Origin of the sequence: Zhaonella formicivorans, from assembly GCF_004353525.1 — a bacterium.
GTDB classification, from domain to species: Bacteria; Bacillota; DUOV01; order DUOV01; family Zhaonellaceae; genus Zhaonella; species Zhaonella formicivorans.
In genome coordinates, this window is the sequence record NZ_CP085524.1 from 1,503,046 (window position 1) to 1,522,840 (window position 19,795).

Consider the following 19,795-nt stretch of genomic DNA (forward strand, 5'->3'; position numbering starts at 1 on the left):
GTTAATGCGTAAAAAGAATAAAAAAGAATAGGCATAATTTTTGCCTATTCTATACTATTTGCCATGGATCTTTTTCCGTGACAGCCATAGCAACAAAAATATTATTCTGCTGAGCATCCAAAGCTCTTTCCAAATAAGCAGCCAGAAAAGGAAGGCTGACAATTTCCGTGCCAAAATGTCCTGCATCAACCAGGGCCAAATTTAAATCCCGCGCTACTTGAGCCTCGTGATGTCCTAATTCGCCCGTAACCAATGCGTCAGCCCCCGCTGAAGCGGCAGCTGCGATCAGGTGTTTTCCTGAACCGCCGCATACGGCCACGGTAGCAATTATTTGTTCAGGATTGCCCGCTAGGCGCACGGCAGGAAGAGCAAGTCTTTTTTTAACCTGTTCGGCAAACCGGGCGAGACTCACGGGTTCAGGGAGTCTGCCAATTCTGCCTAAACCATGCTCTTTAATTTGATTGGCCAGCGGATATAAGTCGTAGGCTACCTCCTCATAAGGGTGGGCAGCAAGCATAGCATCAAGCACTTTTCCCAGCCTGCTTTCCGGAACAATAGTTTCCAAACGGAATTCTTCTACTTCCTCCATCCTGCCTTTAGCTCCTATAAAGGGGTTAGTGCCTTCCAATGGCAAGAAAGTTCCCGTACCAGAGACCCGGAAAGTGCAATGGGAATAATTGCCGATGTGGCCCGCGCCCGCATCACCAATGGCCTGCCGTACCGCCGATTCGTGCTCTCTTGGTACGAAGACAGTTAATTTATACAATGTTTCCCGGTATTTAGGCTGGAGAACTTTTACGTCCACCAAGCCCAGCTTTTTAGCCAATTGGGCGCTGACTCCTTCCCCGGCATGGTCAAAATTGGTATGCAGGGCTATAACTTGTAATTCCTCTTTAATAATCTTTTGCAGCAGTTGCCCCAGGGGCGAATCAAAGCGCAAAGTCTTTAGCGGTTTAAAAAGAAAGGGGTGATGGCTGATTACCAGGTTTGCACCTTTTTCCAAGGCTTCTTCCAGCACAGAAACACTCATATCCAAACAGAGCATTATTCCCTCTACTTCTGCAGAGGGGTCACCAATCAAGAGCCCCGTGTTATCCCATTCTTCAGACAGCTGGCTGGGAGCTAACTGTTCCAAAACCTTGAGCACCTGTCGGCAAATTACCGGCATGCTAATACACCCTCCAAGAGCTTAATTTTTTCCTGCAGCTCAATTTTTCTTTGCCGGACTTCCAGGCTTTCAGCCTGTTCCAACGAAGAGACTATTTTACACATGTCCTCCAGCATTTTTTCCGCATAGGGCACCAGCAAGGGGGGACGGTTATTCAGAATAACAGGACCTAGTTCCAACGCAAGCCAGTCGGTTATAGACTGCCTGCCTTGAACCGCTGAGATTATTACATAGATGATCCCATCATCTGCAACCAATTCCTCAGCAGCTATACGCCAATTATGCTCCGTTAACCAGCGTCGCACATTTGCCGCACCTACCATGGGCTGCAGCACCAGCTGCTGCAGCCTGCTTACTACTTGCGGGCTGCGCTCCAGAATACCTTGGATCGTGCTGCTGCCCATACCGGCTAAAACCGCGACCTGTGCTTCCCCCGGACTTACAGGCTCCAAGCCGTCGCCCAAGCGGACGGCTATTTTTTCCGCTAAATTACGGGCCTTAACTTGGGCCAGAGCGCTTTCATAAGGTCCGCGGTGAACATCAACTGCTATAGCCCGCGGCGTGATGCCCTGTTCAACCAAATAAATGGGCAAATAGGCATGATCCGTCCCTATATCTGCTAACGCCGCTCCCGGTTGTACCAAGGCGGCTATGGCTTGAAGACGCGGGGATAATTTTATTATGGGGCATCTCTCCCTTGCTTAGCTGTCAGCTATCAGCCTTCAGCCAACAGCTTACAGCTATCAGCTAGCTATCAGATACCCTTGCCCTTGCCAAAGGAACTTCTTAGTCCTAATCTCTCAGTCCCTAGTCCCGAGAATCGGCTTAAAGCCGCGTCCTTAGTCCTTGGTTGCTACTCCTTCACTGCGGCTTACGCCGAGTCATTACTTATTACGATAACCAACGGGTAATTGCTGACAGCTGATGGCTGACAGCTGATAGCTGATAGCTGATAGCTGATAGCTAACATGCATACTACATGCATGTCTATTATACCAAAAAATGCAAAATAACAAACCCCGCCTGCATCGTGCAAACGGGGTTTGCTGGTGGGCGATGACAGGATCGAACTGCCGACATCTTGCTTGTAAGGCAAGCGCTCTCCCAGCTGAGCTAATCGCCCTTATCTGGTGACCCGTAGGGGATTCGAACCCCTGTTACCGCCGTGAAAGGGCGGTGTCTTAGACCACTTGACCAACGGGCCGGATACGAAGCTCGAGGTTCGAAGCACGAGGTTCGACAGTAAATCCAACCTCTAACCTCTAACCTCTCACCTCTGGCCTCTCAATTGGTGGGCCCACCTGGGATCGAACCAGGGACCAACCGGTTATGAGCCGGTAGCTCTACCGCTGAGCTATAGGCCCAAAAAAATTGGCTCCCCGAGTAGGACTCGAACCTACAACCACTCGGTTAACAGCCGAGTGCTCTACCATTGAGCTATCGAGGAACGCCTCAGTGACGTTATTCATTATACGATTGATTTAAAATAATGTCAAGAAGACTTAGTAGAAAAAAGCTGCCAGCTAAGAAAATTTCTTACTCCAGGTAATCCTTTAATTTCTTGCTGCGGCTGGGATGGCGCAGCTTCCTGAGCGCTTTGGCTTCAATTTGGCGAATGCGCTCCCTGGTTACTCCAAATTCCTGTCCCACTTCCTCCAATGTCCTGGAACGACCGTCATCTAGACCGAACCTGAGGCGAAGTACTTTTTCCTCCCTAGGCGTTAAAGTATCAAGCACTTCTTCCAACTGCTCTTTGAGCAACATAAAGGAAGCGGCCTCTGCCGGAGCAGGAGCATCTTCATCCTCAATAAAATCGCCAAGATGGCTGTCTTCTTCTTCGCCGATGGGAGTTTCCAAGGAAACAGGTTCCTGGGCAATTTTTAAAATTTCCCTTACTCGCTCTACAGAAATATCCATTTCTTTTGCCGTTTCCTCCGGGGTTGGCTCCCGGCCCAGTTCCTGCAACAACTGCCTCTGAACCCTGATCAGCTTGTTGATGGTTTCCACCATATGAACAGGTATTCTGATTGTCCTGGCCTGGTCGGCAATAGCTCTGGTAATAGCTTGTCTAATCCACCACGTGGCATAGGTACTGAATTTATAGCCCTTGGTATAGTCAAATTTTTCTACGGCTTTGATGAGACCCAAGTTACCTTCCTGAATTAAGTCCAGGAACAGCATCCCGCGACCAACATACCTTTTGGCAATGCTCACCACTAAGCGCAGGTTGGCCTCAGCCAGCCTTCTTCTAGCCTCCTCATCGCCTTGCTCCATTCGCTTAGCAAGCTCAATTTCTTCCTCTGCCGTTAAAAGAGGTACGCGGCCTATTTCCTTGAGGTACATGCGAACGGGGTCATCAATACCAACACCTTCGGGGATAGAAAGATCCAGGTCTAATTCTTCGACGCGCTCTTTATCCAGATGCTCAGTATCCGCTGGATCCAAACCACTTTCCAAATCAGCGGTTCCTTCTAAATCATTGGCATCGGGAATTACTTCAATACCCATACTGCCAAGCTGCTCGTAAATATCATCGATCTGGTCAGCATTTAACTCTATTCCTTGTAGCGCATCCATTACTTCGCGGTAAGTCAAAACTCCACGTTTTTTGCCCTTTTCCATCAGCTGCTTGACTGTTTCTATTTTTTGTTTATCATCCTGCAATTTCAATCCCCCCTTCCTGCGGAAATCCCCAAGGAAGTCTAATCTTTTATTTTAAACTCTGGATTCTCTTTTGTAAATCTATTAATAATAAAGTTAATTCGCGAACTCTATCCAAATTTCCTTCTTTTTCGGCTTGAGATATTTGTAAACGTTTCTCAGATTCCAATTGTTTTAACTTCATCAATTTTATGGCTTTAATACTATCCTCTATAATCCTGTCATTTACAGGCAGCGGATCGCTTGAACTTAAAGCAAGCAACAACTGCTTTTCCTCCTCTGCAACTAAAGCTTCCAGTATTTTGACTACATCAGGAGCCTGGGAAGATGCCAAAAGCAGTTGTTTTATAGTTTCAAAAATCCTTGTTACCCGAATGTCTGTAAAGCCGGCAAAACCGATTTCTTTTTCTATGAGCAGCACTAGTTCCGGTTGTTCCAGCACCAATTTCAGCAAATCATGTTCTGGCCGACAAATGCTTTCCTTCACACGCCGAGAACTTCCTTCGATATTATGCCTGAAATTTACTTTTTTATCCTCAGCAGTGCCATTTTTTTGCAACTTATATTCCTGTTTTAACTCCTGATAAATGGCCTCTTCGGAGATATTTAATTTTCTGGCAATGAGCTTGATATATTCTTGCCTCGCTATGCTGCTCTTGAGTTTGGCTAAGTCGGGAAGAAGCCCCTTTACTATCTCTACTTTACCTTGTACAGTAGTGGCATCATGCTGTTTCAAGCTCAAGTTTAGCTTGTATTCAAAAGCTGTGGGGGCTTGATTAATAAGTTCCCCGAATGCCTCACCGCCTTTATTTTTCAGGTATTCATCCGGATCCTTGCCCTCCGGAATCTCCAGCACTTTCAACCGGACATCCAAACCATCAAAAATGCTGATACAGCGGAGTGCGGCCTGAATCCCAGCATTATCGCTGTCGTAAGCGATAATGATTTCCTGGGCATAACGGGATAACAAGCGAGCTTGTTCCCTGGTAAAAGCTGTACCTAAAGAAGCTACTGCGTTGGTGTGTCCATGCTGGTGGGCCGAAATGACATCCATATAGCCCTCCATAATTAGCGCTTTACCTGTCCTGCGGATCTCCGGCAAAGCAAGTTTTAAACCGTAGAGAGTATATTTTTTTTGAAAAATGGCTGTTTCCGGGCTATTAAGGTATTTAGGCTCTCCTCCGTCGATGACCCTACCGCCAAAGGCGATAAACCGACCGCGCTGGTCCTGGATAGGGAACATCACCCGGTTCCTAAAGCGATCATAATATCCGGTCCCACCTTCTTTGGCAATTGCCAGCCCTGCCTGGACAATTTCTTTGGGGTTAAAACCCTGCGTTTCCAGGTATTTCAGCAAGCTATCCCAAGCCTCAAAAGCATAGCCCAAAGCAAACTTTTTCCTGATTTCAGGGGTGATTCCCCTTGTAACCAAATAGGCGGCTGCATTTTTCCCCTGCTTGGCAGTCAAAGCCCGGTAAAAAAAGCGCGCTGCCAAGAGGTTCAGCTGATATAGTCTGTTAAGTTGCTCTGTTTTTGCTTGTTCTCCAGGTTCCCGGTTTTGTTCCAACCTGATACCCGTTTTTTCAGCCAAAAACTGTACCGCCTCGGGAAATTCCATGTGTTCATGCTGCATTAAAAAGGTGAAAACATCGCCCCCTGCACCGCAGCCAAAACAATAAAAAATTTGTTTTTCTGGATTAACAGAAAACGAAGGAGTCTTCTCGCTGTGGAACGGGCACAAGCCCACAAAATTTCTGCCACGCTGTTTTAAAACAACATATTCACTAATCAGGTCAACTATGTCGGCAGCATCCCTGATTTGCTCCAAAATTTCAGAAGATATATATGGCACAAGCACCACCACTTAACTTAGAAAACCTATCAATACATATGCCACATTCGCCAAGCACTCCAGCAAATCCTCTTTTCCTTAGCACCCGCTTTCGCTGCACAGCAGAGCGCAAAAATTAGCTTTAAATCTTTCCAGATCTTCTTTACTCAGTTTAGCGGGTCCCCTATGCCTGCCACCACTTTTTCTAACCTTGGCCAGAATATGCCTTTGCAATAACAGCTCGGGCAGCTTATCCGCTGTATACAGTTTTCCCCGGTGGGAAATGGCTCTGGCACCCTTGCCTAGCACCAGGGCCGCCAGTCCGTAATCGCCTGTAACCACTATATCCCCTGGATTAACCCGGTTTGCAATGGCTAGATCGACTGCCTGCGGATGCCTATCCACATAAATCATCTGGGCATGTTCCTCCCGCCTGCTAAAATGGGCATTGCTGCAGATAAAAAGGGGCTGCAGGCCAATTTTTACAGTTTCAGCTTTAACCACAGCCTTAACTGCACCAGGGCAGGCATCAGCATCAACCAGAATTTGCATGGCTACCTCCAGAGGGTCAGAACGTACATACTATTCGCTATGTTTAAGCTTTTTCCTGCTAAATGCAGTTAGCAATGATAATATTATTGAAGCTTTTTAGTAAAACTAAAACAGGAGGTGTCTGCTTTGAGTAAAATATTAGCCGTTATCCTGCTGGTACTTCTTGGCGGCGTTACACTCTACGTTCTTTACCAGGGTATCATTTACCCCCTGTTCTTACAGTCTTTGTTAAAGAAAAAGCAATTGCAGTAGAGATGTGATACTGGCAATACTTACACATGACTTAGTATATATAATTTGATATACTTTTATTAGAAGATAAAATATATCTTCTTCATTACTTTTAAATTTCCTTTAAAACTAATCTTTTGGCAGTGCCGGCAACGGCACTTTTTTTTTTGTTCCTTGACATGTATAGAAGGACATGTATAGAAGCTGCGAAACCGGTTAAAATAGTAACAAAGGACAAGGTTCCTGTCAGGCATCCAGTCAATGCCTGAATAGCCTGACTAGCGAAGAGAACCTTGTCCCTTTTTTTTTACAAAACTTTAAACCCCCGCGGGATAAATAGTTTAGTATATTGGGCCGTGGCGTAATTATCCGTCATCCCGGCAATATAATCACATACCAGGCGTTCCAGACCGGCATCCTCTTTAGTCCGGTATTCTTCCGGTAAACTCTCGGGATGGTTGCAATAAAAGTGAAAAAGATCCTGTACCAACCTCTTGGCCTTGGCTTCCTCTGCCTTGGCCAGGGAACCGATGTAAACATGCTCAAAGAGGTAGGAGCGCAGTTTATCTGTTGCTTCTTTCACTTCCGGGCTCATCGTGATGATAGCTTTACCCTGGCTGCTGGCAATCAAATCATTGACCATAGTATTAATTCTATCCCGGTGCCTATATCCCAATATCTCCAGACAATCCCTCGGCAAATCACCTTCGGTGATTATTCCGCCTCGCAAGGCATCATCAATATCATGATTGATATAAGCAACCCGGTCCGCTATTTTTACAATTTGTCCTTCCAAGGTTGCAGGCAAATCAGGACCGGTATGGTTTAGAATACCATCTCTAACTTCCCATGTAAGGTTTAAGCCTTTACTTTGCTCTAACTTTTCCACAACCCTCAGGCTTTGAACATTATGTTTAAAACCTTCCGAAAAAACCTTATTTAACGCCTCTTCTCCGGCATGACCAAAAGGAGTATGTCCTAAGTCGTGGCCCAGGGCAATTGCTTCCGTTAGGTCCTCATTCAACCTTAAGGCCCTGGCCACAGTCCGGGAGATCTGGGCTACTTCCAGGGTATGAGTCAAACGGGTGCGAAAATGGTCCCCTTCGGGGGCAAGAAAAACCTGGGTCTTGTGTTTCAGTCGTCGGAAAGCCTTACAGTGAATAATCCGGTCCCGGTCCCGCTGGTACTCGGTGCGGATGGCACAGGGCGGCTCGGGGCATTTTCTTCCCTTGGTAGCACTGCTTAAAGCTGCGTAAGGCGAAAGAATTAATCTTTCCGTTTCTTCCCATTTTTCCCGGATGGACATAAACGCCTCCCCTAAATGCATATTAGATGCATGTTAGCCGCCAGCTGTCAGCCATCAGCCAATAGTTATAAGCCAATAGCATAATTTTGGGCAATGACCCAAAAGAATTATCCGCCTGTCTTTCACTCTTTTTGCGGACTGTCATTTACGCACAATTAAACATAATAACCGCTGGAGTCATTAGGCTTTTATATAGCAAAATGGTATATACGTTTAATATATACGCTAAGCCTTGGGCTTCTTCCTGCAAGTTAACAGATTTTTCATAAATTATTAACCACACTTTTGCGGCAGGCTTAACACACCAACCCCTGCGCTCAGGAGGCGTTAACAAAATTTATAAAACCGGGCGCACCAAAAAAGAGAGCCCTGATTTGAGCTCTCTTTGTTAAGGCTATTCTATTTGGGATCGCTGCCCAGTTTGCCTGCCTTAGCAATATTTGTTTTTGGAAGATCATGGATGATGATGGTAACTGCGCTGGCATCGCAGTTGCAAATACGGCAGATGTCTTCAGTTAAAACTTTAGCCAATTCTCTTTTCTGCTCCACACTCCTGCCTTCAAACATGTCGATAGTTACAATCGGCACAGTAGTTCGCCTCCATTAAGCAGTAGTAGCGACAGCGGACTGTTCTTGCTGCTTTTCTCTGACAGCAGCCTGAGCAGCAGCTAGTCTAGCGATAGGCACCCGGAAAGGTGAGCAGCTTACGTAGCTTAAGCCAACCCGGTGACAGAATTCCACAGAGGAGGGGTCACCGCCGTGTTCGCCGCAAATTCCCAGCTTAATGTCAGGCCGCACAGCTTTTCCTTTTTGCACTGCCATATCCACCAGCATACCTACGCCGGTCTGATCCAGTTTAGCAAAAGGATCAAATTCATAGATCTTTCTCTCATAGTAATCGTCCAGGAATTTGCCGGCATCGTCCCTGGAGAAACCGAAAGTAAGCTGGGTCAAGTCATTAGTGCCAAAGGAGAAGAACTGGGCTTCCTTGGCAATTTCATCGGCAACCAAGCAGGCTCTGGGCACTTCGATCATGGTGCCGACCAGGTATTCCAGCTCAACACCTGATTCTTTGATTATCTCATCTGCAACCTTCACGATAATATCTCTGACAAAATTATACTCCCGGACTTCGCCAACCAGCGGAATCATAATTTCGGGGACCACATTTAAACCTTTTTCTTTCTTAACCTGGATCGCCGCTTCAATAATAGCCCTGGTTTGCATTTCGGCAATTTCAGGATAGGTGACTACCAAGCGGCAGCCTCTGTGGCCCATCATGGGGTTAAATTCTTTCAGGGATTCAACTTTGGCTTTCAAATCCTCCGCGCTTATGCCCATGTCTTTGGCCAATTCGGCTATAGCCTCTTCTTCATGGGGCAGGAATTCATGGAGCGGGGGATCTAACAGCCTGATGGTTACGGGCCTTTCTCCCATTTCTTCGAAAATGCCTACAAAGTCGCTTTTTTGCATGGGCAACAGTTCATCTAATGCAGCTCTTCTTTCTGTTTCTCCCTCCGCCAGGATCATTTTCCGCACTTTTGGAATACGTCCTTCTTCAAAGAACATGTGCTCTGTACGGGTTAAGCCAATTCCTTCTGCGCCGAAGTTGACGGCGTTTCTGGCATCAGTGGGTGTGTCGGCATTGGCCCGGACTTTTAGCCTTCTGATATTATCTGCCCAGGACATGAATTTAGCAAAATCGCCGGTAATTTCAGGTTCAACTGTGGGCAGATCTTCACCATAGACGTTTCCTGTTGAACCGTCTAAAGAAATATAATCTCCTTCTTTAAAGATTTTACCGCCAACTGTAAAATATTTTTCTTCTTCGTTGATCTTGATCTCGCCACAGCCCGCTACACAGCAGGTTCCCATACCCCTTGCCACTACTGCAGCGTGGGAGGTCATTCCACCCCTGGCCGTCAGGATACCTTTGGCGGCTGCCATGCCCTCGATATCTTCAGGCGAAGTTTCTAGCCGGACCAGGATTACTCTTTCTCCTCTTTGGCCTGCCTCTTTGGCATCTTCAGCAGTGAAATAAACTTTACCAGCCGCTGCTCCGGGCGAGGCCGGGAGTCCCTTGGCAATGGGTTTTGCTGCCTTCAGTGCATTGGCATCAAAGGTTGGGTGCAGCAGTTGATCAAGCTGCTTGGGATCCACTTTCATCACTGCTTCTTCTTCTGTAATCATGCCTTCGTTTACCAGGTCCACTGCGATTTTGAGTGCGGCCTGGGCTGTTCTCTTGCCGTTACGGGTTTGTAAGAAGTACAGTTTTCTATTTTCAATGGTGAATTCCATATCCTGCATGTCTTTGTAATGATTCTCCAGCTTCTGGGCAATTTCCAGGAACTGCTGGTAGACTTCAGGCATATCCTGTTCCAGGGTACTGATAGGCTTTGGTGTCCTGATGCCTGCCACCACGTCTTCGCCCTGGGCGTTGATGAGGTATTCGCCGAAGATGGCTTTTTCTCCGGTAGCTGGGTTGCGTGTAAAAGCCACACCTGTGCCGGAAGTTTCTCCCATGTTGCCGAAGACCATCATCTGAACGTTAACCGCTGTCCCCCAACTGCTGGGAATGTCGTTCATCCGTCGATAAACTATGGCCCTCGGGTTATCCCAGGAACGGAATACAGCCTTGACTGCTTCCATCAGCTGTTCCTTCGGGTCTTGGGGAAATTCTGCACCTTTTTCCTTCCTGTAAAGATCTTTAAATCTGGCAATAACTTCTTTCAGATCTTCTGCATTGAGATCCGTGTCAACTTTGGCGCCTTTCGCTTCTTTAACCTCATCCAGGATTCTTTCAAATTTTGCTTTGGAAATATCCATTACTACGTCTGAAAACATCTGAATAAACCTGCGATAAGAATCGTAAGCAAATCTAGGGTTATCGGTAGCAGCGGCCAAGCCTTCTACAGCCACGTCATTTAAACCCAAGTTAAGAATGGTATCCATCATGCCTGGCATTGATGCTCTTGCCCCTGAACGGACTGATACCAGCAAGGGGTTTTGTGGATCACCAAATTTTTTCCCCGCGATGCCTTCTAGTTTTGCCAAAGCTACTTCAATTTGTTTTACTACCTCGGGGGAAATTGTCTTATTATTGGCGTAGTAATCATTGCAGGCCTCCGTTGTTACGGTAAAGCCCTGAGGGATTGGCAGCCCTAACCTTGTCATCTCAGCCAGGTTTGCGCCCTTTCCACCCAGCAAATTGCGCATGGATGCATCGCCTTCGCTAAACATGTACACATACTTTTTACTTTCCATAATGCTCCTCCCTCTATAATCTTTAATTTTCTTTGAAAATCTCGCTTAATCTTAGATTTTCATTTGTACAAAGTCAATCCTCTTGGACAATATGCCTATTTTTGTATATATCTGGATTAACAAGTGTATACCGACAGAATATGCGTCTTTTAAACGTATTTCGGCCATGTAATCCACTTGTTCTCCGGTGGCAAACCTCCCATGTCTCACAGGGTCTGTGCCCCTAAATTCCTTCGTACTGCCTGCCCATGAGGTGGATGTCAGCCTTGCTCCTTTGCTGGGTCAAATGCCCTTATGGATAAATTTCAACCTGACTATTCCGGCTCGCTTTGTCAATGAACGTAATCTTTAATTAAGCAAGGTTTTTTTACATTTCCAGCACCGCTTGATTGCTTGTTACATTGCAGGAGTTTGACTGTCAAGGGGCCGCGATAGCGGCGACGCAGTCTTTACCCTTGACTGGCAAACGGATGAAATGTAACATTGTCAGTTGCGGTGCGCTTTTTAGGCGGCTTCCTGTAATTCTTGCCTTCTTATATCACTCATCATTTTTTGTGGGTCATAAGCTACGCCTTTTCTCAGTAAGGTGTAAAATATCCTTATGAGCTTACAGCATAAGAGTACTAGCGACTGTTTCTTTTTGAGCGGGTTCTGTGGCCTTGTTGTGTAGTACTGGTGTAGTTCTTTAAATTCGTTGTTCTTAGCCACTATGGGCATAATCCCTTGAAATAACAACGATCTTAGCCTTTTTCGCCCTCGTTTGCTAATAGTTGTTTGGCCCTTATGCTTTCCTGAGCTATTTTCTTTCAGGCTTAGTCCCGCCAGCTTCTGTACCTGCTTTGGATGTTCAAACCTTGTAATATCCCCTACTTCAGCTATAAACCCTGCTGCTGCTATGAGGCCTACTCCCTTGATTTTTAGCATTTCTTCAATACCGGGAATCTGCATGGCTAATTCTTCTATTAGAGCCATTGTCCTTTCATATTGCCTCTGCAGCATTTCATATTCTTCTAGTAGTGTGGCAAGTTCATTTTGAGCTGCTCTTAATCCTTCTCGTACTCCTACTGATATCTTTGCTGCCTCAACTAGTTGGCTGGCTCGTCTAACTCCAACAGCTCTGCTGATTTCTTTTCTCCAGCTGGCAACTATGCCTTCGACGCCTTTTTCAAGTACTTTATGCCGTGTTGGAAACTCTTTTAGCGTTACTATTGCTGCTTTGCCTTCCCAATCCCCAAAGACTCTGTTGAACTCCGGGAAATATATGCTTATCCAGCGTTTAACTCTGTTTCGGATGCTGTTAAGCTGCTTCACTAATCTTAAGCGGGTTTCCATTGCATTTCGTAAATCGCTGTAAATTCCTTCGGGAATGTACGGTTCCATGTATCGACCGTCTTTTACCAGCATGGCAATGGTTTTTGGGTCCTTTCGGTCATTTTTGGTCGGATTATTATCATCCAATTCTTTGCTTCGCTTTACGTGAAACGGATTCACTAGTACTATTTTCAGCTGGTGATCCTTAAGATGCTGGGCAAAGGTAAACCAATAGTGTCCCGTAGGCTCCATCCCAACCATTACCTGCTGCTTCTGCTGTTGTTTTGCCACACTTTTTACCCACTCAGAAAATGTCTTGAAGCCGTTGTTGTCATTATTGAATTTTAGTAGCTTAGCTAGTTCTACGCCTCTGTAATCGAAAGCTCTGGCGTAATTTGTCTCGCTAGCTACATCTACACCAATGATTAAAGTCTTTTCTGTTATTTGCAAAATTCTTGAGTTCTGGTTATACTTCATATTGAGTACCTCCTCTGTTATTTAAGGGTCGCTAGTTAATCGACACCTCGACACCTCGTATGTTAACAGGAGGTACTTCTTTTTTCAAAGCTCATTTTAATTCATTACAGGAATGCTCCTTATAGTAAATATCCATAACCTTAGCTGCGGTTTCTTCCACAGCACGGTTGGTTACATCGATGACATGGCACCCTAACTTCTCCATAATATCTTTTGCATATTCCAATTCTTTATGAATTCTTTCCATATTGGCATAATCGGCATTTTCCTTTAAACCTAAACTTTTCAGGCGCTCCGTCCTAATTTGATAAAGCAGTTCCGGATTGATAGTGAGCCCGAATATTTTTCCCGGGGGAAGCTTAAATAGCTCCTCAGGCGGTGCTACCTCCGGCACTAAAGGTATATTGGCCGCCCTAATTCTCTTGTGGGCTAAATACATGCTGAGCGGTGTTTTCGATGTTCTGGATACTCCAATAATAACCAGGTCAGCATAAATGATGCCTCTAGAGTCTTTTCCGTCATCATATTTTACGGCAAAATCAACAGCATCTACCTTGCGGAAATACTGTTCATCCAATTTGCGGATTAACCCCGGTTCCATTTTCGGGGGCGAATTGCTGATTTTTGCTATAGTTGAGATCATTGGGCCTAAAATATCAACTGTGGGGATGTTCCTTTCAGCAGCCAGTTCTTTTAAATGCTCTGCCAATTCTCTTACTACCAGCGTATAGGCAATAACACTGTTAAAGCCGCTGGCCTCCTCAATTATCTCAGCTAAATGCTCCTTATCAGCCACATAAGGAAAACGCCTGATTTGCATTTCGCCTTCATTGAACTGGCTGATGGCAGCTCGAGCTACTAGTTCCCCGGTCTCTCCCAAGGCATCGGAAATAATGTAGATCACAGGTTTGTCGGATATAGATAACCCCTCCCTTCGGTGTATGCATGTGCTAAAGCTGTCAGCTATCAGTTATCAGCCAACAGCTGATGTACTGCTGCATTATTTAGCTCTTAATAACTTTTTAGAAGCTCTTCTCTAATAGCTGAAAGCTGATGGCTAACATGCATGAGCCATGCATGTTAGATGCCTTCACTCAGTTCAACAAAAAGCTTGGTGATATTGGTTTTAGTAAAACGGCCAACCACCTCCAGCTTATCTTTTCCGTCGGGTTTGCCGGTCTTTTTCACCACAGGTAATCCATCCACTTCATGTTCTATTATTTTCCTTGCAGCTTCATACGCTGTTTCGTGGGGTTCAACCGTAACAATATTGGGCATCCTTGTCATGATTACGCTGACCGGCATTTTATGCAGATCCCCTTGGCCAAGGGATTGGCGCAGCAAATCCTTCCGCGAAACTACTCCCGTCAAACCTCCTTCCACATCGACCACATAAAGGGAGCCAACATCTTCGATAAACATGGTCACTATGGCATCATATACAGAAGTGCTTTCCTTGATCACGATAGGCATGGATTTTATCTCGTCAACTTTAATCCTCTTCAGTTCATCAGCAATCAAAGCCTGGGAGGATTTTCCGGAATAATAATAACCTACCCTGGGGCGTGCATCCAAAATTCCTGACATAGTAAGGATCGCCAGATCCGGCCTTAACGTAGCCCTGGTTAAATCCAGTTTGCTTGCTATCTCTTCGCCGGTTATTGGCCCATGTTTTTTTACAATCTCCACAATCCGCATTTGGCGTGATGTCAGTTGGATAATATCACCCCCGGTTAAGAGTTAAGAGTTAAGAGTTAAGAGTTAAAAGTTAAGAGTTTTGAGTTTTGAGTTGGGGTTGAGATATTCTGATGACTATCAGACACGTTAATATATGTTGCCAACAAAGTAATGCCAATGAAAATTATACTGTTATAATATGCCCAAATCCTGATTAAATAACATAATGTTTTTCGGGAAAGTATAACACAATAAAAGCATAGGCAGCGCTATTGCACTGCCTATTTCACAGCCAGTTTGGAAAGATCGGCAATCCGGCAAGTGAGTCTAACTACCATTTGTAAAAGACCTAAACGGTTTTCTTTGATCCTCTCATCATCAACCATAACCATAACCTCACTAAAGAAGTCGTCTACAGGTTCCTGCAGGCTGCTTAAAATTTCCAATGCCTTCATGTAGTTGGCTTTTCCTGTCTGCTCTTCCACTACCTGCCTGACCCTTTGTACTGCATTGAATAATTTTTTTTCTACATCTTCGATGAAAAAACCTTCCTGCACAGTAAAATTTTTCGCATATTTTGTTAAGTTAGCGGCCCTGGTAAAAGCCGTTACCAGCTTTACGAACTCCGCCCTATTTCCAAAGTCCTGCAAGGCTTCAGCCCTTTTGACTGTATCGGCCAAATCGTCATGGCCTACCGCTAAGACCGCATCAATAACGTCGTAGCGTATACCACGCTCTTCGAGGATATTCTGCACCCGCTGACGGAAGAACTGCTGCATGAGCTCATTTACCTTTTGGGCATCAATGCCGGCCAGAATCTGTTCGTATAACCGGCACGCTTGAGCTGTAAGCTTGTTGAGGGAGAGTCTCAAGTTGTGCTGAATAATTATGTGACAGATCCCCAGCGCCTGGCGGCGCAGTGCATAGGGGTCCTGGGAACCGGTAGGAACCAGTCCTATGCCAAAACAGCCAACAATTGTATCCAGTTTATCGGCAATCCCGACAGCCAACCCCACCGCGCTTTGAGGAACCTCATCCCCAGCAAACCTGGGCTGGTAATGTTCCCTGATTCCCTGGGCCACCCTGGTATCGTAGCCTTCCAGCCGTGCATAATAGTCGCCCATGATGCCTTGCAACTCAGGAAATTCGTAAACCATGTTTGTAACCAAATCAGCTTTGCAAAGTCCAGCGCACTCTTGTACCAAAGCTTTGACATCGTCTGCCCAATTCAATTCTTCAGCAATATAAACCGCCAAAGCTTTAATGCGCTGCACCTTCTCATAAACCGTGCCTAGGGATTCCTGGAAAACAACCTTTTGCAATTGTTCAATCCTGTCTTTTAAAGGGACCCTCCGGTCTTCCTGGTAGAAGAATTGGGCATCGGCCAAACGGGCCAGCAGCACTTTCTCGTTGCCGGCAATTACATTTTCCAAGTAAACTTCGGAGCCGTTGCGTACAGTGATGAATTTTGGCAGCAGCTTTTTGTCTTCCTTGGACCAGACCGGGAAATATCTCTGGTGCTCCTTCATAGGAGTGATTAAAACTTCTTGGGGCAATTCCAGGTATTTTTCCGCAAAAGAGCCGCACAGAGCAGTAGGGTATTCCACCAGGAAAGTCACTTCTTCCAACAGTTCTTCATCCTGCTCAACGCTTCCGCCAATTTTTGCCGCTTCGGCTTCGATCTGCTGCCAGATCAACCGGCGGCGGCGGTCCTGATCAGCTATGACAAATCCCGCTTCCAGCTTACCCAGGTATTCCTGCGGATTATCCAAAGCAATGGAACCTTTGCTCAAAAAACGATGCCCCCGGGTCTCACGGCCCGCTTTAACTCCTGCCAGTTCCAGTTCCACCACCTGGTTGCCATAAAGAGCTACCAGCCAGCGGATAGGCCGGGCAAAACGCAGATCCTCTGTACCCCAGCGCATCGGCTTAGGGAAGCTTAAAGAAGTGACCAGTTTGCTCAATATTTCCGGAAGTATTTCGCTCGTGGCCTTTCCTTCCTCTTTCACATATGCATAGAGGTATTCTCCCCCATTTATTTCCTTGACCAGCAGTTCCTCCACGGCTACGCCCTGGCTTCTGGCAAAGCCCTGAGCGGCCTTGGTTGGATTACCTTCCGCATCAAAAGCAGTCTTTTTAGCCGGCCCCTTTACCTCTTTAACTAAATCGGGCTGCCTCTCGGCCAAGTGCTCAACCAGCAGGGCCAAACGGCGGGGGGTGCCATAGGTTGTAAGCCCGGTATAGAGAAGTCTCTTTTCTGTGAAAAAGCTTTCTGCTAACTCAGCAAGCTGTTTGATAGCGCCCGCCATAAAACGAGCCGGAATTTCTTCTGTCCCAATTTCAAATAACAGCGCAGGCATAATTAGGCCTCCTTTACGTCAAAAGCATCTTTGGTGGAATTAATAATTCCTGCGGTTTCCCCTACAGCCTCGGTCGGCTTAAAGCCATCCAGACCTAACCTACAGCGTTCTTCCCGGTCTTTTAAAAGCGGAAAGCCCAGCTTTTCCCTTTGGGCTATAAAGGCTTGGGCACAAAGCCTGGCCAAATTCCTGACTCTGCCAATATAACCGGTACGCTCAGTTACACTGATAGCCCCGCGGGCATCCAGCAAGTTAAAGGTGTGAGAACATTTCAGGGTATAGTCATAGGCGGGCTGAACCAGTCCGGCTTCTACAACCCTGGCAGCTTCTTTTTCATACATTTCAAAGGCTTTAAACAGCATTTCCGTATCAGCAGTTTCAAAATTGTAATGAGAATAATCAACTTCCGTCTGGTGATGAATATCCCCGTAGGTAAGATCACCAACCCAGTTAATGTCGAAAACACTATTTACCTTTTGAATAAACATGGCCAACCTTTCAATTCCGTATGTGATCTCAGCGCTTACCGGGCGGCAATCAATGCCTCCGCACTGCTGAAAGTAAGTAAATTGAGTGATCTCCATGCCGTCCAGCCAGACTTCCCAGCCTAAGCCCCAGGCCCCCAATGTAGGGGATTCCCAGTTGTCCTCCACAAAACGAATGTCATGCTTCAGCGGGTCAATCCCGATGGCCTGCAGACTGCCTAAATAGAGCTCCTGAACGTTATCGGGAGAAGGCTTCAAAATCACCTGGTACTGGTAGTAATGCTGCAAGCGGTTGGGGTTTTCGCCGTACCGCCCGTCCGTAGGGCGACGGGAAGGTTCAACATAGGCGGCGTTCCATGGTTCCGGACCCAACGCTTTAAGGAAAGTAGCCGGGTTCATGGTACCTGCACCTTTCTCCACATCATAAGGCTGTAAAATTATACAACCGTGACTTGCCCAGTATTGGTTTAAAGCCATAATCAGATCTTGAAAATTCATTTACATCCCTCCGATAAAATTAGTTTTGAGTTTTGAGTGTTGAGTGTTGAGTTGCATATTATAGCAAGTGCCAAAGTCTTTTAACTTAAAACTCAACACTCTTAACTCTTCACTCAAAACAAAAACCCTCGTCCTATAGCCTCTGCAGCTACAGGGACGAGAGTCTTTCCCGCGGTTCCACCCTGATTGCCCCCCGTATTGGGGGAGCCACTCTTTGAGCATAAACTCAGGACGCCCTTCCTTTGCCGATTTTACCGGTTTCCACCTGCCACCGGCTCTCTGTGAAAAATCGAGCAAACTACTCCTTCCCTCATCGTTTCCGTATGAATTTATTTCCAAAATAGCAAAACTAATGCCACTTGTCAAGGGTCTAAATCTGCAGCAACGGTTAGCTCATCGCCTAGAGCTCGATGTCCTCTTCTTCAGTTTCACCATTGGCTTTTTCTATCTCCAGCCTGTATTTATTCATCATGGCCGCCACAGTCCCAATACCGGCTATGACTGTCAAAGGAGTGCTTGCTAAAACACCCAGAAGGCCTATGGCTCCCACTGAAGCCGGAATCTCTAAAACCGTCTCATCGCCCTTTTTAACTTTCACCTTGGTAACGTTGCCCTGCTGAATTATTTCCTTTACACGGGTTACCAATTTACCGCCTTCTTGCTGCAACTTTTCTTCCCAATTGGCTTTCTTTTGTTCCTGAGTGATAAGAGCCTGAATTAAATCACCGCCGGCAGCATCTAAAGCATCTTTTGCCTCTTTGTAACTCAAACCTAAACGTTCCCGCAGTATATCGATTTTCTCTAATTCCGTCATAAACTCTTCCCCTTTCGGTTAGCTATTAACAGACGAACTGTCTTGTAAAGAAACTTTATGATCTAGCATATCCTGTTGTGCCAATTTTATGCATTTTACCATTAGAACAAAGAGACAAGCAGCGGAAAAAGGTGCTGTCTTTTCCACGCTTCCGCTCTTGCCTCGCGACCTGCGTCCTTTGGTTTTAACCGGCATCATCAGTTGGAGTCAGCCGCTTTAGCCCTTTCACGAAATCCATGGTTTTAACCCTACGTTCCAAAATATTTTCAATGTAACAATGGATAATTGCTTCCAACTGCGCCCTTTCTTGCGCTCCCAGCCTTAGTCTGTTTAAATTACGCAGGTTGATTTTAGTTAAGTATTTCCAGATGGCTATAGTCCCACGCCCGATAAGGGGCGCCTGCAAATCGTTTGACTTGCAGCCGGAACATAAAATACCGCCCAAGCCAGGGGAAAATCTGAGCTCTCCTTCATGCAATGCATTATTACAAAAAACACAGTTTTCCAGTTGGGGCTGATAGCCTGTGAGACTCAGCAAGCGGACCTCAAACTGTCTGGCAATCAGTTCTATGTCCCCGCTACCGGGTGAATCTGAAGCAGAAAGCGCTCTCGAATGGGCAAGTAAATGGAAAGTAGTTAAAAGCAGCACGTAGATTTCTTCGTTTCTTTCCCGCTCCGGCAGCATCAAATCGGTCAATTCCGCCAGATAACCAGCATAGGCAAGGAGGTCTAAATCATTTCTCAGGCCCGGAAAGCCCTCCAGCAAGTCACACTGGGTAACGGTATCCAGATTTTTGCCTTTGTACAACATGATACTGCTGCGGGAAAAAGGTTGTACGGATCCCCGGTTTTTGCTCTTGATTTTACGCACACCTCTGGCAACAGCTTCCACTTTGCCATGCTCCCTGGTAAACAATGTCAAAATTTTATCGGCTTCTCCAAAATTACGGGCTTTAAGTATTATAGCCTCTACCCTATAGAGAGACATGCTTCTCCTTTCCTCACAAAATCTCAGCAGTAGGTTGATCCGACTGCTCACTTTCAGCAGCGAGCAAGTCTTTGTAATATAAATAGGCATCAATGTAACCGGTAACACTAAAAATTTTCCACATTACATTACTATCCTTCATGGGTTCAAATCCTTTCTGCTTATCGATTTT

Annotated in this window: 17 protein-coding genes, 4 tRNA genes and 1 other annotated feature; of the genes, 1 reads left to right on the top strand and 20 read right to left on the bottom strand. The window is 46.0% G+C overall.

The window, feature by feature from the left end; all coding sequences use genetic code 11:
* Positions 1-49 precede the first annotated feature (49 nt).
* The 9 genes from EYS13_RS07505 to EYS13_RS07545 form a co-directional block, all read right to left on the bottom strand.
* Entirely contained in the window at positions 50-1,168 is a 1,119-nt protein-coding gene (locus tag EYS13_RS07505; protein WP_227767471.1) for a Nif3-like dinuclear metal center hexameric protein, read from the bottom strand.
* Positions 1,159-1,851 carry a tRNA (adenine(22)-N(1))-methyltransferase gene (locus EYS13_RS07510; protein WP_340641282.1) on the bottom strand — a complete coding sequence of 231 codons (693 nt, stop codon included), beginning with the start codon at positions 1,849-1,851 and terminating at the stop codon, positions 1,159-1,161. Before EYS13_RS07510 ends, EYS13_RS07505 begins: the two co-directional genes overlap by 10 nt.
* A gap of 364 nt (positions 1,852-2,215) precedes the next feature.
* A tRNA-Val gene (locus EYS13_RS07515) sits at positions 2,216-2,291 on the bottom strand.
* 5 nt (positions 2,292-2,296) lie between these two features.
* Positions 2,297-2,372 (bottom strand) — tRNA-Glu (locus tag EYS13_RS07520).
* Between the two features lie 85 nt (positions 2,373-2,457).
* Positions 2,458-2,532 (bottom strand) — tRNA-Ile (locus EYS13_RS07525).
* An 8-nt stretch (positions 2,533-2,540) separates the two neighbouring features.
* Positions 2,541-2,615: transfer RNA gene (locus EYS13_RS07530), tRNA-Asn, on the bottom strand.
* Between the two features lie 89 nt (positions 2,616-2,704).
* The gene (gene rpoD / locus EYS13_RS07535; RefSeq protein ID WP_423055330.1) at positions 2,705-3,790 is read right to left on the bottom strand and encodes an RNA polymerase sigma factor RpoD; all 1,086 of its coding nucleotides are present in this window, start codon (positions 3,788-3,790) and stop codon (positions 2,705-2,707) included.
* 88 nt (positions 3,791-3,878) lie between these two features.
* Entirely contained in the window at positions 3,879-5,681 is a 1,803-nt protein-coding gene (dnaG, locus tag EYS13_RS07540) for a DNA primase (RefSeq protein ID WP_227767474.1), read from the bottom strand.
* 78 nt (positions 5,682-5,759) lie between these two features.
* The gene (locus EYS13_RS07545; RefSeq protein WP_227767476.1) at positions 5,760-6,212 is read right to left on the bottom strand and encodes a YaiI/YqxD family protein; all 453 of its coding nucleotides are present in this window, start codon (positions 6,210-6,212) and stop codon (positions 5,760-5,762) included.
* 126 nt (positions 6,213-6,338) lie between these two features.
* On the opposite strand from EYS13_RS07545, the gene EYS13_RS16255 reads away from it, so the two are divergent.
* On the top strand, positions 6,339-6,464 hold the full coding sequence (locus EYS13_RS16255) for a hypothetical protein (RefSeq protein WP_265332432.1): 126 nt from the start codon (positions 6,339-6,341) through the stop codon (positions 6,462-6,464).
* Between the two features lie 286 nt (positions 6,465-6,750).
* Here the strand turns inward: EYS13_RS16255 and EYS13_RS07550 are convergent, their stop codons facing one another.
* The 11 genes from EYS13_RS07550 to EYS13_RS07600 form a co-directional block, all read right to left on the bottom strand.
* A complete protein-coding gene (locus tag EYS13_RS07550) occupies positions 6,751-7,749 on the bottom strand; it encodes a deoxyguanosinetriphosphate triphosphohydrolase (RefSeq protein WP_227767479.1) in 999 nt (332 codons plus the stop codon).
* A 399-nt stretch (positions 7,750-8,148) separates the two neighbouring features.
* Positions 8,149-8,337, bottom strand: coding sequence for a tautomerase family protein (locus EYS13_RS07555; protein WP_227767481.1), 189 nt, complete (start codon positions 8,335-8,337; stop codon positions 8,149-8,151).
* A 15-nt stretch (positions 8,338-8,352) separates the two neighbouring features.
* Positions 8,353-11,013 carry a pyruvate, phosphate dikinase gene (ppdK, locus tag EYS13_RS07560; RefSeq protein WP_227767483.1) on the bottom strand — a complete coding sequence of 887 codons (2,661 nt, stop codon included), beginning with the start codon at positions 11,011-11,013 and terminating at the stop codon, positions 8,353-8,355.
* A 504-nt stretch (positions 11,014-11,517) separates the two neighbouring features.
* Positions 11,518-12,801: an IS110 family RNA-guided transposase gene (locus EYS13_RS07565; protein WP_227767485.1), complete on the bottom strand. Its 1,284-nt coding sequence runs from the start codon at positions 12,799-12,801 to the stop codon at positions 11,518-11,520.
* Positions 12,802-12,892: 91 nt separating this feature from the next.
* Complete coding sequence (locus EYS13_RS07570; protein ID WP_265332433.1) at positions 12,893-13,705, bottom strand: pyruvate, water dikinase regulatory protein; 813 nt, start codon at positions 13,703-13,705, stop codon at positions 12,893-12,895.
* A gap of 176 nt (positions 13,706-13,881) precedes the next feature.
* Positions 13,882-14,520, bottom strand: a complete 639-nt coding sequence (gene ccpN / locus EYS13_RS07575) for a transcriptional regulator CcpN (RefSeq protein WP_487251814.1) — start codon at positions 14,518-14,520, stop codon at positions 13,882-13,884.
* A gap of 239 nt (positions 14,521-14,759) precedes the next feature.
* Entirely contained in the window at positions 14,760-16,838 is a 2,079-nt protein-coding gene (gene glyS / locus EYS13_RS07580) for a glycine--tRNA ligase subunit beta (RefSeq protein WP_227767490.1), read from the bottom strand.
* 2 nt (positions 16,839-16,840) lie between these two features.
* Complete coding sequence (gene glyQ, locus EYS13_RS07585) at positions 16,841-17,821, bottom strand: glycine--tRNA ligase subunit alpha (RefSeq protein WP_227767492.1); 981 nt, start codon at positions 17,819-17,821, stop codon at positions 16,841-16,843.
* Positions 17,822-17,970: 149 nt separating this feature from the next.
* Positions 17,971-18,144, bottom strand: a binding site (T-box leader).
* Between the two features lie 77 nt (positions 18,145-18,221).
* Complete coding sequence (locus tag EYS13_RS07590; RefSeq protein WP_227767493.1) at positions 18,222-18,635, bottom strand: DUF4342 domain-containing protein; 414 nt, start codon at positions 18,633-18,635, stop codon at positions 18,222-18,224.
* A gap of 184 nt (positions 18,636-18,819) precedes the next feature.
* The gene (gene recO / locus EYS13_RS07595; RefSeq protein WP_227767495.1) at positions 18,820-19,623 is read right to left on the bottom strand and encodes a DNA repair protein RecO; all 804 of its coding nucleotides are present in this window, start codon (positions 19,621-19,623) and stop codon (positions 18,820-18,822) included.
* Positions 19,624-19,636: 13 nt separating this feature from the next.
* Positions 19,637-19,747 carry a YqzL family protein gene (locus EYS13_RS07600; protein ID WP_227767497.1) on the bottom strand — a complete coding sequence of 37 codons (111 nt, stop codon included), beginning with the start codon at positions 19,745-19,747 and terminating at the stop codon, positions 19,637-19,639.
* Between the last annotated feature and the right edge of the window lie 48 nt (positions 19,748-19,795).

Bases quoted from the DNA above. Each gene is read 5' to 3' on its own strand.
- EYS13_RS07600 (WP_227767497.1), bottom strand. From the start codon at position 19,747: ATGTGGAAAATTTTTAGTGTTACCGGTTACATTGATGCCTATTTATAT.
- EYS13_RS07545 (WP_227767476.1), bottom strand. From the start codon at position 6,212: ATGCAAATTCTGGTTGATGCTGATGCCTGCCCTGGTGCAGTTAAGGCT.
- glyS (WP_227767490.1), bottom strand. From the start codon at position 16,838: ATGCCTGCGCTGTTATTTGAAATTGGGACAGAAGAAATTCCGGCTCGT.
- ppdK (WP_227767483.1), bottom strand. From the start codon at position 11,013: ATGGAAAGTAAAAAGTATGTGTACATGTTTAGCGAAGGCGATGCATCC.
- recO (WP_227767495.1), bottom strand. From the start codon at position 19,623: ATGTCTCTCTATAGGGTAGAGGCTATAATACTTAAAGCCCGTAATTTT.
- EYS13_RS07550 (WP_227767479.1), bottom strand. From the start codon at position 7,749: ATGTCCATCCGGGAAAAATGGGAAGAAACGGAAAGATTAATTCTTTCG.
- EYS13_RS07505 (WP_227767471.1), bottom strand. From the start codon at position 1,168: ATGCCGGTAATTTGCCGACAGGTGCTCAAGGTTTTGGAACAGTTAGCT.
- rpoD (WP_423055330.1), bottom strand. From the start codon at position 3,790: ATGGAAAAGGGCAAAAAACGTGGAGTTTTGACTTACCGCGAAGTAATG.
- EYS13_RS07565 (WP_227767485.1), bottom strand. From the start codon at position 12,801: ATGAAGTATAACCAGAACTCAAGAATTTTGCAAATAACAGAAAAGACT.
- glyQ (WP_227767492.1), bottom strand. From the start codon at position 17,821: ATGAATTTTCAAGATCTGATTATGGCTTTAAACCAATACTGGGCAAGT.
- EYS13_RS07590 (WP_227767493.1), bottom strand. From the start codon at position 18,635: ATGACGGAATTAGAGAAAATCGATATACTGCGGGAACGTTTAGGTTTG.